This window comes from Moraxella bovoculi 237, from assembly GCF_000696305.2.
GTDB classification, from domain to species: Bacteria; Pseudomonadota; Gammaproteobacteria; order Pseudomonadales; family Moraxellaceae; genus Moraxella; species Moraxella bovoculi.
Window position 1 is genome coordinate 63767 of sequence record NZ_AOMT01000021.1, and the last position, 15714, is coordinate 79480.

Genomic DNA, 15714 nt, shown 5'->3' on the forward strand with positions numbered 1-15714 from the left:
ATCGTGCGGCTTTTTGTTGGGTATAATTTACCCAAAGCACCATTCAAAAGGCTCAATCATCACTGTGTCGCCTGCCCTTACACCCGTGCAATCACATGGCAGTACAAGCAAGCAATTGGCATGGCTCATCTGCTTGACTCGATGGGAGTCTTGAGCACCTAATGGCTTGACACTCAATCGACCACCATGAAAAACAAATACCGCTCTTAGGAATTCTTGGCGCGTGCCTTTTTTGGTGATGTCTGTCTGGCAGACAGCAGGCATTGCCGGGGCGTACGGCAGATCATGGCTGTCACACCCTGACAGTTGCCAAAGTGCAGGACGCACGAACTGTAGCATCCCAACTATGGTGGATAATGGATTGCCCGGTAGACCAAAATACAGCACCGGTTTATCAGCTCGATGAAACTCACCAAATACAAATGGTTTGCCCGGCTTCATGTTCACCTTATAATGATGCACCCGACCGAGCTGACCGATAACTTCAGTAAGATAATCATAATCACCCACCGACACGCCAGCACTTGAGATAATGACATCACATTCATCGATGGCGCGCTGTACTGCTGCCTTGGTCTGATCTAGGTCATCAGGAATGATGCCATAATCACGCACCTGCACCGGCAGACGAGCAAGTAGCGCCTTAATGGTTGGCGTGTTCGAGTTATAAATATTAGCAAGGCTTGGCAGACTCTCACCCACAGCAACCAGCTCATCTCCTGTCGCAATCACGCCTACAGTCAGTGGCTGACACACTAAGACACTTGCCACACCAAGACTGGCTAACAAGCTGATGTCTGCAGGGTTAAGCCGCTTACCAACATCAAGTAAAGCTTCACCCTTAGTGATCTCTTCGCCTTGTCGTCTGATGTTCGACCCCGCCGTCGCTACCTGTGTTAACGTCACAGTATAAGGGAAGTCCGCAATCGATTGATAATCGGTGTTCTCCTGCATCACCACGGTATCAGCATCACTAGGTACGACCGCCCCTGTAAGGATTCGCACCGCTTGATTGGCCTGAATCTGCCCTGCAAATGGCGAACCTGCGCAAGACTCGCCAATCACTTCAAAGGCGGTCTGATCTGATAAATCAGAACCTACACCAAGCGCAAAGCCGTCCATCGCAGATAGGTTCTGTCTAGGTACATCAAAATCAGCCACTACCTGCTCTGCTAAGATACATTCCAGCGCATCATCAAGCTGGCAGGTGTGTACAGGACGTGGGTGCGCCTGCGCGTGATCATGCGCGCGCAAGCTGATGGCTTGTTTTAGGTCTTTGACAGGTATTAAGGACATGTGACTTCCCAGAATTTGATTAATGACACATTCAGGTGAATTACTGAATAATTAGCCACGATACACGTTTTCTTGATTAACATCAATCTCAATGCCTACGATGTCGGCATTTTGTTTTAGGGTGTATAGATAATCAATCAGCCCATGATGGAACGCTTCTTGTGCCAAGCGGTTGCGAATCATTGGTAGCGCCTCATCGAATGACAGCTCTTTACCATCCATACAGCTCAATACCTCCACGACGTGCACCCCATAACGCGTCTCAATAGGGCTTGGAGCAAGCCCTATTGGTAGTGCGAATACTGCTTTTTCAAATTCAGGTACAGTCGCGCCCTTTTGTAGGATGCCCAATTCACCGCCTTCCGTCCAAGATGGGCAGGCAGAATGTTGCATCGCTAGTGTGATGAATTCTGCTGCTGGGTTGGTGCTGGACTTGATGGCATCAATTATCTCATAAGCGCGTTTTTTAAGTTCGATGCGCTCTTCGCCCTCTTCGGGCGGACAAGCCAACAGAATATGGCGCACGTTCATCACAGGTGGTGTACTAAATTGCGACTTATTAAATTCATAATATTGGCGGCAATTGTCTTCGGTGGGCGTGTTGGCTTTGACATTTTTGGCGATGAGTTTTGAGATTGCCAATTCATCATCTACCTCCCACTCTCCTGCAATCTCTTCATCCTCAAGCACCGCTTGACGCAATAATTCACGGATAACGAGCGCCTGCGCTGATAAGAACAGCGCCTCATCTTGGCTATTCGCTGGATGATACTGCACTTCCTCACCGATGGCTTTTTCGCTAATCTCCACGCCATTGACATAGATGCTAGGCACAGTCTGTCTGGATGATGCGATGAGATTGCTGTGATTAGATTTTTCTTCAGCCAATGCTCGTTCGATAAGCTCGGCATCCGATGATAGGCGCTTTAGGTCGTCAGAAGTTGGCATGACACGAATGCCATCATCAAAAAATTCAGGCTCGTGGCTATGACTATGGGCGTGAGTGTGGTGGTGGTTATGGTCGTGGTTATGAGTTCCGCCACAACCGCACGAACCATCTGACGGTTTGGCGTGGGCTTGGTTTGGCTCGCTGATTTGTAATAGCTCAGGGCTGCTTTGAGGGTTTGAAGTGGGTGCGGGGTTATTTGGGGCTTTGGGGTTGTAGGCTTGGACGGTCATAAGACACCTTTGGGATATTGGTTTTGGTGTATTATTCATGATATTTGTCAAGGATAAAATACTCCTTTTGGTTTAGCTTGGTTTTAACCTTGTAAATAGAGTGTTGTGTTCTTCCCTGCAACCCAAAATTACCATCAACTTAATATCCCAAATTTTTACCCCACTCACTTTACATTCTCATCAATCGCCTCATAAATGGCAAAAAGTTCAACATCATTTAGCACCGTCTCAGCAATGGGAACAAGCTCTCGCTCTTCAAAGCGGATACGGTCATACAGAGCATTTGCAAGCTCCTTGACATCGTCCACGCTTGGGTCGGTGTTGGCAAGTAGGCTCTCAATGTATTCATGCTCATCAAGCATTTGTTTTGCCAATTTAACCGCCCTGTCATCGGATAATTTTGTCAAAATAACATCAGCAAGGCGCGTCCGCTCAATCTCAAAATGCGTGGGAATGGCAGTGGTCAGATACTCCACTAAGGCTTGATGGTGGATAAGTTTGTCATCATCGGTGACGGATTTGGCTTTGTTGGCGATGACCAAGCCCAAATGGTGCTGGCGAGATAGGGGCTGTAAGGCGGGGTGTCGTTTCGTGGGGGTTTCTATTTATCAATTAAATTTTATTATAAAATAAAAAACCACAAACACTAGGACGATATTTGTGGTATTGTGGCACATAATGCTAATTAATAATTTAAGGTATAACTTATCCCGTAACTTCTCCCCTGTGCAGACAAGCTGGATAATTCACCATAAGTTGCATTCGCAGCTTGACTAAATACGCTCTTATAATCGGCATCCATCAAATTATAAACCCCAAAATTTAGCTGACCCTTGGGCAGTTTTATCTCACCCAATAAATCCGCCACGACATAGCCTGAAATTCTAGCCTCCGGGGTTTTGCGGACATTTTGATTGGTTTTGGCAATCAGGCTGTCCTTGTAAGCTCTTTGTGTACCATCAATGGCAAGTAGTTGTAAGCGTAACTTATGTTCGTTTGGCGTAGTATATTGAGCAAAAGCGGTGGCTTTGGTAGGGCTGATACGAAACGCCCCAAGTTCTCGATATTGACCGCTTGCATCTTTGTATTGCCCCCGTGTATAGGCAATGCTACCACCGACAGCCCAGTTATCATTAATCTTGTGATTTAATTCAAACTCCGCTCCATAAATACGCTCATCAGTATCAGCAACCACCACGCTATAATCTTTTAAAAACTGGGTTACTTTATCTGATGTATTATAAAAACCTGTCAACTTGGCACGGCTACCGCCAAATACTCCTACCCACCCTGCATCATAACTATTGACCGTGATTGGCTCGACATTATCAGAATTAACCGCAAAACCCGTCCCAACATCTCTTAGCACCCTTTGCAGGTCAGGCAAACTATATCCCTGCCCAAAGTTGGCAAAAATACTGTGATTTGGCGTTAATTGATAATTTGCCCCAAAATTAAATAAAGTTTTGTGATGCTTTACTTTGCCAGAATTGACAACCCCTGCTTGATACGGCACTTTGTTTTGGATTAATAAATCAGCCAATAGCGACTCACTGGGTGGCACAAAATCGTCTGTTTTGCTGTCTATGCGTTGATGTCGCACGCCTGCTGATATTTTTAAATCATCTGTTAAAGCAATATTGGCATTAGCAAAAACACCATAGGTTTTTAAGGTGGTATCAGGTCCATAGGTGTAGTGATTGCCAGCATCTTTAAACTCTAAGCCGTTGCTTTGCATAAAGGTGGTTAAATCATAACCTGTTGCCCCTTGGCGGTTTTTTTCTTTTTCATAATCGATACCATAACTAAGTAGCACAGGCTTTTGAGCAAGGTCAAATTTTCTTTGCAAAGCCAGTCTTGCTCCTAGTACCTCTGCCTTAGATTCAGATTGTAACACCCCATAGGCGCGAGCTTGTAGAGCCTTGGTATAAGCATCCAAAGTGGCGGGTGGCAAATTCATGCTTTGTAAAATAGGCAGGGCTTTGGCGGTCGAAAACGGGGCAACAAAGGGATAAAATCGCCCTTCTTCTTTACGATAATAAGCATTGGTATTGATGGTGTTACCCCACAAGTCATCATTATGATAGTTGATATTAAAAGTGCTTTTGGTGGTTTTTGGCTGTTCTGATAATGATAAGCCTTTGATGGCATTTAATGAAGGCTTTTCTCCAAACAACACCGCAAGGCGATTACCATAATCAGGTGCATAATCGGTATCTTGTTTGTCGTTATAATGTGTCAATGCTAAATTGATGTTTTGTTTATCACCGATTTGCCAATCAACATTTGTATTGACACTTAGGCTTTTGTTGTCTTGCTTATCAGTTTGAGCAGGTTCAGGAGCGATGCGTTTTCCATTAGCATCAAATGCCCCTCCTGTGGTGCGATAGTCGACATCAAGTCGTGCAAGGACATTGCCATTTTCGCTGACACCTGCGATACTCTGACCTACCTGATAACCGATACCTTCACTGGATAATTTATTACCATGTACACCGATGCGGGTTTCAAATTGCTCCTCTTCCAAATCCGACTTAGTAACGATATTAATCAAACCGCCTGTTGCCCCAGACCCATAAATACTGGTTGCTCCTGATAAAACTTCAATTCTAGCCACTTGACTGGGGTTGATACTATTAAGCTGTCGAGAGATGTCTCGCGAACCTGTCAAAGGCACGCCATTTAACAAAAATTGCACTTGACGACCGTGCATGGTTTGCCCAAAGTTACTAGTGGTGCCACTACTTACCCCCAAACTTGGAATGAGCTGTGCCATTACATCGGCAAGCTGTCGAGAGCCTGTTGCTTGCTCTTGAATTTGCTCTTCATAAATAACTTTGGTGGTGTGGGGCATTTGCGTGATACGATTGGCAAGTGCCATACCGCTCTTATCAGTGGTAATAACCACAGGCTCTAATTCAACCGTTGGTAATGACTCATTGGGTTGAGCGTACAACTGCTGAGTTACTGCCACACTTAGTAAAGGCAAAGATAACCATTGAGAATAGTGGGAATGACGCATAAATTACTCCTTATGCTTATGGAAAAGTAAAATTTTAACAGTCTGTTACGAAAAATTTTTTTATCAATGTCGGCAAAATAAGCATTGAGACCCCAGAACCAATCGCAAGCCATAAAAATAGCTTGTCATAGCCAAACTGATGTACTAAAAATCCACTCATCGCCCCGCCGATAAAATACACAAGCAACTCCACGCACACAAACAAAGTAAAGTCCGTGCCAGCTTGGTCGGGATTGGCAGCATTCATAAACAGAGCATATAAGGCAGTCATTGTTAAATAGCGAACAGATAAAATTAACAAAACACTAATTGCCATCAAGCTCATAAACCCTGTTTTTAATAAACCTACCGCAGGTAAAAAATCACCCAATAAAGGATATAGCAATCCTAGACACAACAAAGCATAAACTGCCGTTCTTAGCCATCCGAATAATATAAGACAACGTACAATGTCGATATATTTGATTAATATTCCTGCCAAAAGTGCTGAACCAATCCCAACAATCGCTCCAAATACCGAAAACAAAAGCCCAATCTGAGACAGTGAAAAACCAAAATCCACAAGCATTGGATTTAGCATTGCCATCATCGGAGCTTCCACAAAGCGAAACACCACAATCAAAGCTAGTAACCATTTGGTTTGCGGGCGTTTGATAAGCCTAATAAGACTTGCTCTGGAAAGATTGGTAGCATGTTTGGGATTGTCTTGATCTTTTAAAAACCATAGTGAACACGAAATAAGCACAACAGTTGTTGCCAAACTGATTGTGGCCATTTGCCAATCAAATCTCTGATATAGCCACAGCGTGCCAGCACCGCCCACCATACTACCAAACGCCACTCCAAAACTTTGCATGGCACTTGCCAGCCCAAAGGATGACTTATCAAATTGTTCCACTGTATAGCCATCAATAGCGATATCTTGGGTAGAACTTGCCAAAGACACCAAAAAACTTATGCTAAGAAATAATACAATCTCAGAAAACTGTAAAAAGCCAAGCCCAAACAGCCCGACTACCACGATAATTTGAGTAAAAAATAACCAAGTTTTGCGTTTGCCAATTTTGGTACAATAATAATTGTCCACATAACTTGCCCACAGGAATTTAAACGCCCACGGCAAATATAAAAGTGAAAGCATGCCAATCACCCTAATATCAACGCCTTGATGTCTTAAAATGGCAGGCAATGCCACATTAAAAAAATACAAAGGCAAGGCATGGGCAACATATAACAGTGCCACCATCGTCAAAAGATGGCGATTTTTTTGTTGTGAGACAATCATCAGACCGCCCCTATTTTAGTGTTTATCCATGCTTTGGCTTCAGTCAGCGATAACACCACCGCATAAGGCACTCGCCATGCTTTATGAAAAGCAGGACTGTCTAAGGCTTGTCGTTGAGTCTCATCATCAACAATTCTGACTAATCCCTTGCAATATTTAAAGAACGATTCTTTGTGCGTCTTGTACCAAACCGCCTCAATCTGGCGGTAGTTATCAGGGAGTATCAGTCCTGTCCGACTATGGTAAATCAAGGCAAAACTCTGCTCACTGGCTAACAAATCACTCATAGCAATCAACCAATCATCAAATGCATCTTGACTAATCTCGCCTGAAAAATCAAGTAAAAATACAGGTAAGGAGCTATTTGGGTTCTGAATAGCATTTAGAAAAATAGGCATAACATCACTCTTTAATGCTGGCATTTAAATAATGGGCAAACTTACAATAAAACCCTTCTTTGTCACAAAAATATAACATTGCAGTTTTTCAGGCATTACAATTTGATATTGGGGCATATAGTTGAATTCTTGAGCGACTACCTCATAGGGTTTTACACTTGCATCAGGTTCACCCACAATTTTTTTAGCAGGTGAATGTTCAAAAATAAAAAAGCTTAGTAGACGCATGATGGCGCGCAAGTACCCTTTGCCAACATCCTGTGCCTCTGCTAGTAACAAATGCCAACCCAAATCATTTTTGTCAGCCGTATAATGCCCTGATAGTCTATCCCTTGCCACTTCACAAACTTCGGCGTAACCAACCCATTCGCCATTAATACCAACCAAATACAAACGCTGGTGGTCATCAGCCAACATTTTTTTCAAAATAAACAGACAGCTCAGACAATGATTTATTGAGTTGCCATTGAAGGATAACATGGGGCATATCCGTCCAACGATGCAACAATTCAATGTGTTCAGGGTAGCTTATTTGCACCAACCCAAATTCAACCCCATTTTATCTGTAAATATAGTTGTTTAGCAACCCCTGAGATCAAGTTGGCAATCGATTGGTTTTACTGCATTGATCTTGATTAAAAGAATCGGTATAGATTTCTAGCGTTTCTATTCTCTCATTAGGGCGTGTTGAATATTGGTATTTGCAATGAAAAATGAGAAAAATCGCACGTTTTTCATGCAAAAACTAATAAAAGCGTTAAAATTTTCATCGTTTTTACAAATAATGTTATCAATGTTCAACACACCTTAGAAACTTTGGTGATATTGGATTGCAAATTGGTTCGCAAACCACGGGTTCTGGACGGCTGGCGTTATCTTGATAACCTCTTGTAAAAAAGCGAACACGATTTAGGCACACCTTTTCAAATTTTGGTCTCTTTAAATCAAATAAAGCAATCCACTCATTTAGCTCTGGATGTTGATGGTGAAATTCATCAACAATCTTTGATAACTCATTCCAAAATTCAAATTCAGATATATTATAATATTGATGTAATACATCAAAAATATAGCGATAATGCAACAACAAAAAGCCCAGTGAAAATAAAATAAAAAACCACAAACACTAGGGCGATGTTTGTGGCAAAAACCGAAAAAATGGTTTTTTAAACAAGTGCTTACTGCGACGTTTTTTGACGAACGATCTGATAACGTCTGCCCAAGTACCAGATTGGCGCTGAGATGATGTGAATCAGACGCGTGAACGGCACCAGTAGGATCAGCGTTGTTCCTAGGAACATGTGTAGCTTATAGATCAGTCCGGCATCTTGTACCAAAGATGCTGCATAGACAGGTCTTAAGATCGCAAGGTTCTGCGCCCAGCCTGCCAGCGATACCATGAGCGCACCATCTTTGTGTTCAGGATAAGAAAAAATCGTACCCAGACCCATCAAAAGCTGCACAAGGATAATGACAAGCAGCATCTTATCGCTGAACGTCGAAGTATGGCTGACACGCGCATCGGTAAAGCGTCGCCAAATCAGCATCAGCAGACCGATCAGACACATCACGCCTGCGATACCACCGACGATGACCGCCAGAAGCTGCTTCTGAGGTGCGGTAATGATACGCTCATAGACGAAATGCGGCGTCATCATACCAAAGAAATGCCCCAATAACACCACGATGATACCAACGTGGAATAAGTTGCTCGCCACACGCATATAACCATCAGACAGCATTTGGCTTGAGCCTGCACGCCATGTGTACTGCGATAGATCGAATCTCGCCCAACAGCCCAAAATACACACCGTCAAGGCGATATAAGGATAAATACCGAACAAAAAGACATGAAGCCAATTCTCGGGGGTCGTTGCTGTGATTGCTGCTGCCATCATGATAACACTCCTTCGTCAGCGTTTTTATTGGTTTTAAAATCCACCCAATGCACAGGGATTTCGCTTGTCTTTTGGGCTTTTCTTGCCAAGGTCTCGGCAATGCGAATGTCGGTTTGGCTTGACGGACAGCGTTCTTCTTGCTTTGCCGCCAAAAAGTCCACCGCTTCTTCTTCCCATTCTTTGTCAATGGCATCAAAAGTCGTATCATCCACCTTGTCTTTGCCCATCTTGGCAAGCTCGTCATCAATGACGGTCAAAGGCTTGCCTGCAATTTGCAATAACGCCTTAAACAGCCCAGCATAACTACTGCCTTTGTCCACCAGTCTCGCCCCAAGTAGAGCGATGATGTGGCTAACGTCAGCAATGTCCATGCGAATCTCAACATCATCTGCAAAGCCTGCCTTGTAGGACAAAAATTCTAGATACATGGGCAAATAGTCGGGCAATTCTTTGACATCAATGGCAAAGCCCGCCTGTTCATACTGCCCCATCAAATCCACCATCGCCTGTCCACGGTCTCGGCTCTCGCCATGCACGTGTTCAAACAGCCAAAGCGACAACGAACGCCCACGCTCAAACAGACTGTCATACACCGACTGAGCCTCAATCGAGCCTTTGCTTGATAACTCATCAACAAAGGCGTTAATCTCTTGGCGAACCTCGGGGCTGATGAGCTTTGATGTTGCCACAATGTCTTTGCACGCATCTAGCGTATCATCACAAAACAGCTCATCAGACGGATAATCCATAAGCAGGCTTATCACTTTTAAGAATTTAAAATCAAGATGATTCATACTAGCCCCCATCAGTTATCCCACGCCTGCACGGTCTCAATCATCTCACGGCGATTGGACTTACGCTGACCGAACATACTGACATCATTACCGCCTGTACAGCCATCACCAAAGGTAAAGCCACAGCCGTTTTTATCGGCAAAGGCATCAGACAGTGCTTCTTCACGGTGAGCACTCGGAATGACAAAGCGGTCTTCATAGTTGGCGATTGCCAAATAGCGGTACATCTCTTCAACTTGGTGTTTGGTCAAGCCCACGTCATCAAGCACCGCTTGGCTTTCGACCTTATCAACAAGTTGCATACGCTTATAAGAACGCATGGCAAGTAGACGTTTTAGGGCAAGTTTGACAGGCACTTCATCGCCAGCGGTCATCATATTAGCAAGGTATTTGACAGGAATACGCAGACTATCCACATCAGGGATAAGCCCGTCCATGCCCACTTTGCCCGCTTTGGCGGCGTTTTGGATGGGCGATAGCGGTGGCACATACCATACCATCGGCAAGGTGCGATATTCTGGATGCAAAGGCAAGGCAAGTTGCCAATCCATCGCCAGTTTATACACAGGTGATTTTTGGGCGGTTTCGATGACACTAATCGGCACGCCATCTTTTAGGGCTTGCTCAATGATGGCAGGGTCATTGGGGTCTAAGAACACATCAAGCTGGGCTTTGTATAGGTCTTTTTCATTTGGCGTGCTGGCGGCTTCTTTGATTTTGTCAGCATCATACAAAAGCACGCCTAAATAACGAATACGCCCCACACACGTCTCAGAGCAGATGGTTGGCTGACCTGACTCAATGCGTGGATAGCAGAAGATACATTTTTCGGATTTCCCTGATTTCCAATTATAATAAATCTTCTTATAAGGACAGCCCGAGATACACATACGCCAGCCACGGCATTTGTCTTGGTCGATAAGCACAATACCGTCTTCTTCACGCTTATAAATGGCTCCCGATGGGCAAGACGCCACACACGTTGGGTTAAGACAATGCTCGCACAAGCGTGGCAGGTACATCATAAAGGTGTTTTCGTACTCGCCATAGATGTCGGCTTGGACTTGGTCAAAGTTCTTATCGGCACGACGTTTGGCAAATTCAGAGCCTAGGATTTCTTCCCAGTTTGGCCCCCATTCGATTTTTTGCATACGCTTGCCTGTGATGAGTGAGCGTGGGCGTGCAATCGGCTGATGGTCGCCTAATGGGGCGGTGTGCAGGTGCTGATAGTCAAAGTCAAACGGCTCATAATAGTCGTCAAGCGTTGGCAAATCAGGGTTGGCAAAGATATTGGCAAGCACACGGAATTTACCGCCAATCTTTGGGTTGATGGAGCCGTTGGCATTACGAATCCAGCCCCCCTTCCATTTTTCTTGGTTTTCCCACTCTTTGGGGTAGCCGATACCCGGTTTGGACTCTACGTTGTTAAACCATGCGTATTCCATGCCTTCACGGCTTGTCCAGACGTTTTTGCAGGTAACAGAGCAGGTGTGGCAACCGATACATTTATCGAGGTTTAGCACCATGCCAACTTGTGAGCGAATTTTCATAGGTTTCCCCTTATGCCTAGTTCTTTTTAATTAATTTAAAAGAACATCGGTAGGTCAAAATTGAATAGGGCGTGTTGAACCTTTATAACACAAACTATAATTTGAAATTTTGTAAAATAAAATCACTGTTTTTGCATGAAAAAAATGGCTAAATCTTGTTTTTCATCGTCAAAATCCTTGTTGATATTTCAATATCAACTGCGGACTTTTCCTTGAAAAACGTGCGATTTTTCTCATTTTTCATTGCAAATACAAAGATTCAACACGCCCTAGTTTATCCCCTTTGCTGAAAGTTTGCTATCCTACCAAAAGGGATAAACAGGGCGGTTTATCAGTCCAAAGTAGTAGGCAGTGGACGTGGCAGACTGTCATCAGGCTTGCCCTCTAGCCAATCGATGTTCGCCATCTTACGCACCACCACGAACTCATCACGGTTACAGCCGACCGTACCATAGTAGTTAAAGCCGTACGCTTGCTGGGCATAACCGCCAATCATGTGCGTAGGTTTTAGAATTGCCCGAGTTACTGAGTTGTGGATACCACCACGGGTGCCTGAGTTTTCAGAACCAGGGATATTCACAAGCTTTTCTTGGGCGTGATACATCATCGTCATGCCTTCTTTGACACGCTGAGAGACGACCGCACGGGCGGTGATGGTGCCGTTGTGGTTAAAAACTTCAATCCAGTCGTTGTCTTCGATACCTGCTTTTTTGGCATCAATCTCACTCATCCACACGATAGGTCCGCCACGAGACAGCGTCAGCATGAGCAGGTTCTCAGAGTAAGTACTGTGAATGCCCCATTTTTGGTGTGGCGTTAGGAAGTTTAGTACAATCTCTTTGTTGCCGTTTGACTTATAGCGCTTTAGCTCGTCTGTCGTTCTTGTGTCAATCGGTGGGCGATATTGTTGCATCTGCTCGCCAAACGCCTGCATCCAAGGATGGTCTTGGTAGAACTGCTGACGACCTGTGATGGTACGCCAAGGGATGAACTCATGCACGTTGGTGTAGCCTGCATTGTAGCTCACCTTTTCGGATTCTAGCCCCGACCAAGTTGGGGATGAGATAATCTTACGGGGCTGAGCGACAATATCGCGGAAACGGATTTTTTCATGCTCGGACGATTTGGCAAGGTGCGTGTGGTCTCGCCCTGTATTGCTTGACAAGTCCGCCCATGCCTTGACCGCCACGTGTCCGTTGGTCTCAGGGGCGAGCATGAGTACCGTCTCAGCAGCGTCCACGGCGGTACTCATGCGTGGGCGACCGTGAGCCACGTTGTCTTCGGTAACAGTGTAATTTAGCTCGCCAAGTAGTTTGACTTCTTCCTTGGTGTCCCATGTGATGCCTTTGGAGCCGTTGCCGAGCTTATCCATGAGCGTGCCAAGCGATGTAAATTTGGCATAAGTGGATGGATAATCACGCTCCACGACTTTGATGTGTGGGCAGTTCTTACCAGGGACTGGGCGTACGCCTTGGGTTTTCCAGTCGGTTCCGCCAAAGGGCTGAGCCAGCTCCCCTTCACTGTCGTGTTGCATGGGCAAGGTTACGATGTCTGTTTCCACACCAAGATGACCGACTGACAGCTCGGAGAATTTTTGGGCGATAAGCTTATAAATCTCCCAGTCCGTCTTGGACTCCCACGCAGGGTCGGTGGCAGCGGTCAATGGGTGGATAAAGGGGTGCATATCAGACGTGTTTAAGTCGTCTTTTTCGTACCATGTGGCAGTCGGCAGCACGATGTCTGAGTACAGACAGGTGGACGACATTCTAAAATCAAGTGTGGTAACAAGGTCAAGTTTGCCCGTTGCCCCATTTGGCTCAAAGTCAATCTCAGTTGGGCGGATGCCATCATGAATGGTCTCTTCGCCTAGGATACCGTGCTTGGTGCCTAGTAGGTAGTGAAGCATATATTCATGCCCCTTGCCCGATGAGCCAAGCAGGTTTGACCGCCAGATGAATAGGTTTCTTGGGAAGTTGGCAGGATTGTCAGGCGACTCGGCAGCAAAACGCACGTTGCCATTTGCCAAATTATCCACAACATAGCTTTCAATATCCTGCCCTGATGACTTGGCAAGACGACCCAGCTCCAAGGGGTTCATATTAAGCTGTGGGGCAGACGGTAGCCAGCCTGCACGTTCGGCTCGCACGTTGTAGTCGAGCATATGCTCAGGAAACTGCGATTTATCAGCGTGTGGTGATAGAATCTCATGAGCCGAGACTTTTTCGTGTCGCCATTGGCTTGAATGATTATAAAAGAAGCTCGTGCCATTCATGTGGCGTGGCGGTCTGTGCCAGTCTAAGGCAAAGGCAACAGGAGCCCAGCCTGTCTGCGGTCTTAATTTTTCTTGACCGACATAATGAGCCCAACCGCCCCCTGACTGACCGATACAGCCACACAGCATAAGCATATTGATAACGCCACGGTAGTTCATGTCCATGTGATACCAGTGGTTCATGCCTGCTCCGATGATGACCATCGATTTGCCATGAGTCTTGTCGGCATTGTCGGCAAATTCACGAGCAATTTGAATGACTTTTTCACGGCTTACGCCTGTGATTTTCTCTTGCCAAGCAGGCGTGCCTGCCACGGTTTCATCATTATAATCATCAGTTACGTGCTGACCGCCCACGCCATTATCCACGCCAAGATTGGCAAGCATTAAATCAAAGACTGTTACCACTTTGACTGTTTTGCCATTGGCTAGTGTAAGCGTTTTGCAAGGGACATTTTTGTACTGGATATTGTCCCCTTCGGCGGCGGTAAAGTAAGGGTGTTCATCACCGCCAAAGTAGTCCATGCCAACTGTTGCCGCCTCGCCCGAGCCTTTTAGAGTCAAAGCCAAATCCACGTCTGTGTTGTTTGTACCTTCTTTACTCTCCAAGTTCCAACGACCGCTCTCGCCCCAACGGTAGCCAATCGCCCCATAAGGCGACACCAACTCGCCATTATTATTGATGGCGATGGTTTTCCATTCGGGGTTGTTGTCTTGACCTAGGTTGTCAACCAAGTCAGACGCACGCAAAAACCGCCCTACTCGTGCCGATTTCCCTTCGCCTTCGACCATGACAAGCATTGGCAAATCGGTGTAGCGTTTAGCATAATCGGTAAAGTAGGCACTTGGATTTTTTAGATAAAATTCTTTGATAATCACATGACAAAACGCCTGAGCAAGAGCGGCGTCTGTACCTTGTTTTGGGTTTAGCCATAGGTCGCACAGCTTGGCAATCTCGGCATAGTCAGGGGTGATGGCGACAGTTTTTGTGCCTTTATAACGCACTTCGGTAAAAAAGTGAGCGTCAGGGGTGCGGGTCTGCGGTACGTTTGACCCCCATGCGATGATGTAGTCAGAGTTGTACCAGTCGGCAGCTTCTGGCACGTCTGTCTGCTCACCCCAGGTCATCGGAGATGCTGGTGGCAAATCGCAATACCAATCATAAAATGACAAACACACCCCACCGATAAGCGACAAATAGCGAGAGCCAGCGGCATAGCTAATCATACTCATGGCAGGAATGGGCGAGAAACCAATGATACGGTCAGGACCAAAGGTCTTGGCGGTGTAGATGTTGGCGGCAGCGATGATTTCCACCACTTCATTCCATGACGAGCGGACAAAGCCCCCCATGCCACGCTTGGGTTTGTACTGCTCGGTCTTGGTTGGGTCAGTTACGATACTTGCCCATGTGTCCACAGGGTTTTTGTGGACTGCTTTGGCTTCACGCCAAAGTTTTAGCAATGGCTTACGCACTTTGGGGTATTTGACACGGTTTGCAGAGTACATATACCAACTATAAGACGCACCACGGGGACAGCCACGGGGTTCGTGGTTGGGTAGGTCTGGGCGTGTGCGTGGGTAGTCGGTTTGCTGAGTCTCCCACGTTACCAGTCCGTTTTTGACATAGATTTTCCATGAGCATGAGCCTGTACAGTTCACGCCATGAGTTGAACGGACGATTTTGTCAAACTGCCAACGACTGCGATAGCTGTTCTCCCAATCACGATTTTCATCACGAATCTCGCCGTGTCCGTCAGCGTATTCTCCCGTTTTTTTCTTAAAAAAACGAAATTGGTCTAATAAATGACTCATAAATCCCCCTTATGGGTTGGCTAAACTTAAAAAGTTTTTGACTAAATTGATGAGCTTACTATAAAGAAAACCGCCAAATTAAGGTATTAACTTGACGGCTAGGGGGATAATACTAAGGGGGTAGGTGTAGGTATTTGCTTGATTTTAGGCTTGATATTTATCAATTCATCAGCCAAATCATAACCATAATAAACAAAAAANAANA

Annotated in this window: 11 protein-coding genes and 1 pseudogene; all 12 read right to left on the reverse strand. The window is 45.5% G+C overall.

Annotation, left to right across the window (positions count from 1 at the left end):
* Positions 1-27: 27 nt before the first annotated feature.
* Positions 28-1296: a molybdopterin molybdotransferase MoeA gene (locus MBO_RS04590; protein WP_036364378.1), complete on the reverse strand. Its 1269-nt coding sequence runs from the start codon at positions 1294-1296 to the stop codon at positions 28-30.
* 51 nt (positions 1297-1347) lie between these two features.
* Positions 1348-2475 carry a peptidylprolyl isomerase gene (locus tag MBO_RS04595; protein WP_080702189.1) on the reverse strand — a complete coding sequence of 376 codons (1128 nt, stop codon included), beginning with the start codon at positions 2473-2475 and terminating at the stop codon, positions 1348-1350.
* A 164-nt stretch (positions 2476-2639) separates the two neighbouring features.
* Positions 2640-3017: a hemerythrin domain-containing protein gene (locus tag MBO_RS04600; protein ID WP_197971989.1), complete on the reverse strand. Its 378-nt coding sequence runs from the start codon at positions 3015-3017 to the stop codon at positions 2640-2642.
* Between the two features lie 143 nt (positions 3018-3160).
* The gene (locus MBO_RS04605; protein ID WP_036364384.1) at positions 3161-5497 is read right to left on the reverse strand and encodes a TonB-dependent receptor; all 2337 of its coding nucleotides are present in this window, start codon (positions 5495-5497) and stop codon (positions 3161-3163) included.
* A gap of 34 nt (positions 5498-5531) precedes the next feature.
* The gene (locus MBO_RS04610) at positions 5532-6782 is read right to left on the reverse strand and encodes an MFS transporter (RefSeq protein ID WP_036364387.1); all 1251 of its coding nucleotides are present in this window, start codon (positions 6780-6782) and stop codon (positions 5532-5534) included.
* Entirely contained in the window at positions 6782-7180 is a 399-nt protein-coding gene (locus tag MBO_RS04615) for a hypothetical protein (protein ID WP_046701410.1), read from the reverse strand. Before MBO_RS04615 ends, MBO_RS04610 begins: the two co-directional genes overlap by 1 nt.
* Positions 7181-7184: 4 nt before the next feature.
* Positions 7185-7739 (reverse strand): annotated as a pseudogene (locus MBO_RS04620) (GNAT family N-acetyltransferase); the annotation flags it as partial.
* Positions 7740-7970: 231 nt separating this feature from the next.
* On the reverse strand, positions 7971-8303 hold the full coding sequence (locus MBO_RS10320) for an IucA/IucC family C-terminal-domain containing protein (protein WP_036364390.1): 333 nt from the start codon (positions 8301-8303) through the stop codon (positions 7971-7973).
* Between the two features lie 55 nt (positions 8304-8358).
* Positions 8359-9063 (reverse strand): respiratory nitrate reductase subunit gamma, encoded by a 705-nt coding sequence (narI, locus tag MBO_RS04630; protein ID WP_187648937.1) that lies wholly within the window; start codon positions 9061-9063, stop codon positions 8359-8361.
* An 11-nt stretch (positions 9064-9074) separates the two neighbouring features.
* Entirely contained in the window at positions 9075-9872 is a 798-nt protein-coding gene (gene narJ / locus MBO_RS04635; RefSeq protein ID WP_036364393.1) for a nitrate reductase molybdenum cofactor assembly chaperone, read from the reverse strand.
* Between the two features lie 11 nt (positions 9873-9883).
* Complete coding sequence (gene narH, locus MBO_RS04640; protein ID WP_036364396.1) at positions 9884-11422, reverse strand: nitrate reductase subunit beta; 1539 nt, start codon at positions 11420-11422, stop codon at positions 9884-9886.
* A gap of 331 nt (positions 11423-11753) precedes the next feature.
* Complete coding sequence (locus tag MBO_RS04645) at positions 11754-15509, reverse strand: nitrate reductase subunit alpha (protein WP_036364400.1); 3756 nt, start codon at positions 15507-15509, stop codon at positions 11754-11756.
* Between the last annotated feature and the right edge of the window lie 205 nt (positions 15510-15714).

What these genes read in the sequence shown, in the direction of transcription:
- MBO_RS04590 (WP_036364378.1), bottom strand. Translation starts at nt 1,296, where the DNA reads ATGTCCTTAATACCTGTCAAAGACCTAAAACAAGCCATCAGCTTGCGC.
- MBO_RS04595 (WP_080702189.1), bottom strand. Translation starts at nt 2,475, where the DNA reads ATGACCGTCCAAGCCTACAACCCCAAAGCCCCAAATAACCCCGCACCC.
- MBO_RS04605 (WP_036364384.1), bottom strand. Translation starts at nt 5,497, where the DNA reads ATGCGTCATTCCCACTATTCTCAATGGTTATCTTTGCCTTTACTAAGT.
- MBO_RS04610 (WP_036364387.1), bottom strand. Translation starts at nt 6,782, where the DNA reads ATGATTGTCTCACAACAAAAAAATCGCCATCTTTTGACGATGGTGGCA.
- MBO_RS04615 (WP_046701410.1), bottom strand. Translation starts at nt 7,180, where the DNA reads ATGCCTATTTTTCTAAATGCTATTCAGAACCCAAATAGCTCCTTACCT.
- narJ (WP_036364393.1), bottom strand. Translation starts at nt 9,872, where the DNA reads ATGAATCATCTTGATTTTAAATTCTTAAAAGTGATAAGCCTGCTTATG.
- narH (WP_036364396.1), bottom strand. Translation starts at nt 11,422, where the DNA reads ATGAAAATTCGCTCACAAGTTGGCATGGTGCTAAACCTCGATAAATGT.
- MBO_RS04645 (WP_036364400.1), bottom strand. Translation starts at nt 15,509, where the DNA reads ATGAGTCATTTATTAGACCAATTTCGTTTTTTTAAGAAAAAAACGGGA.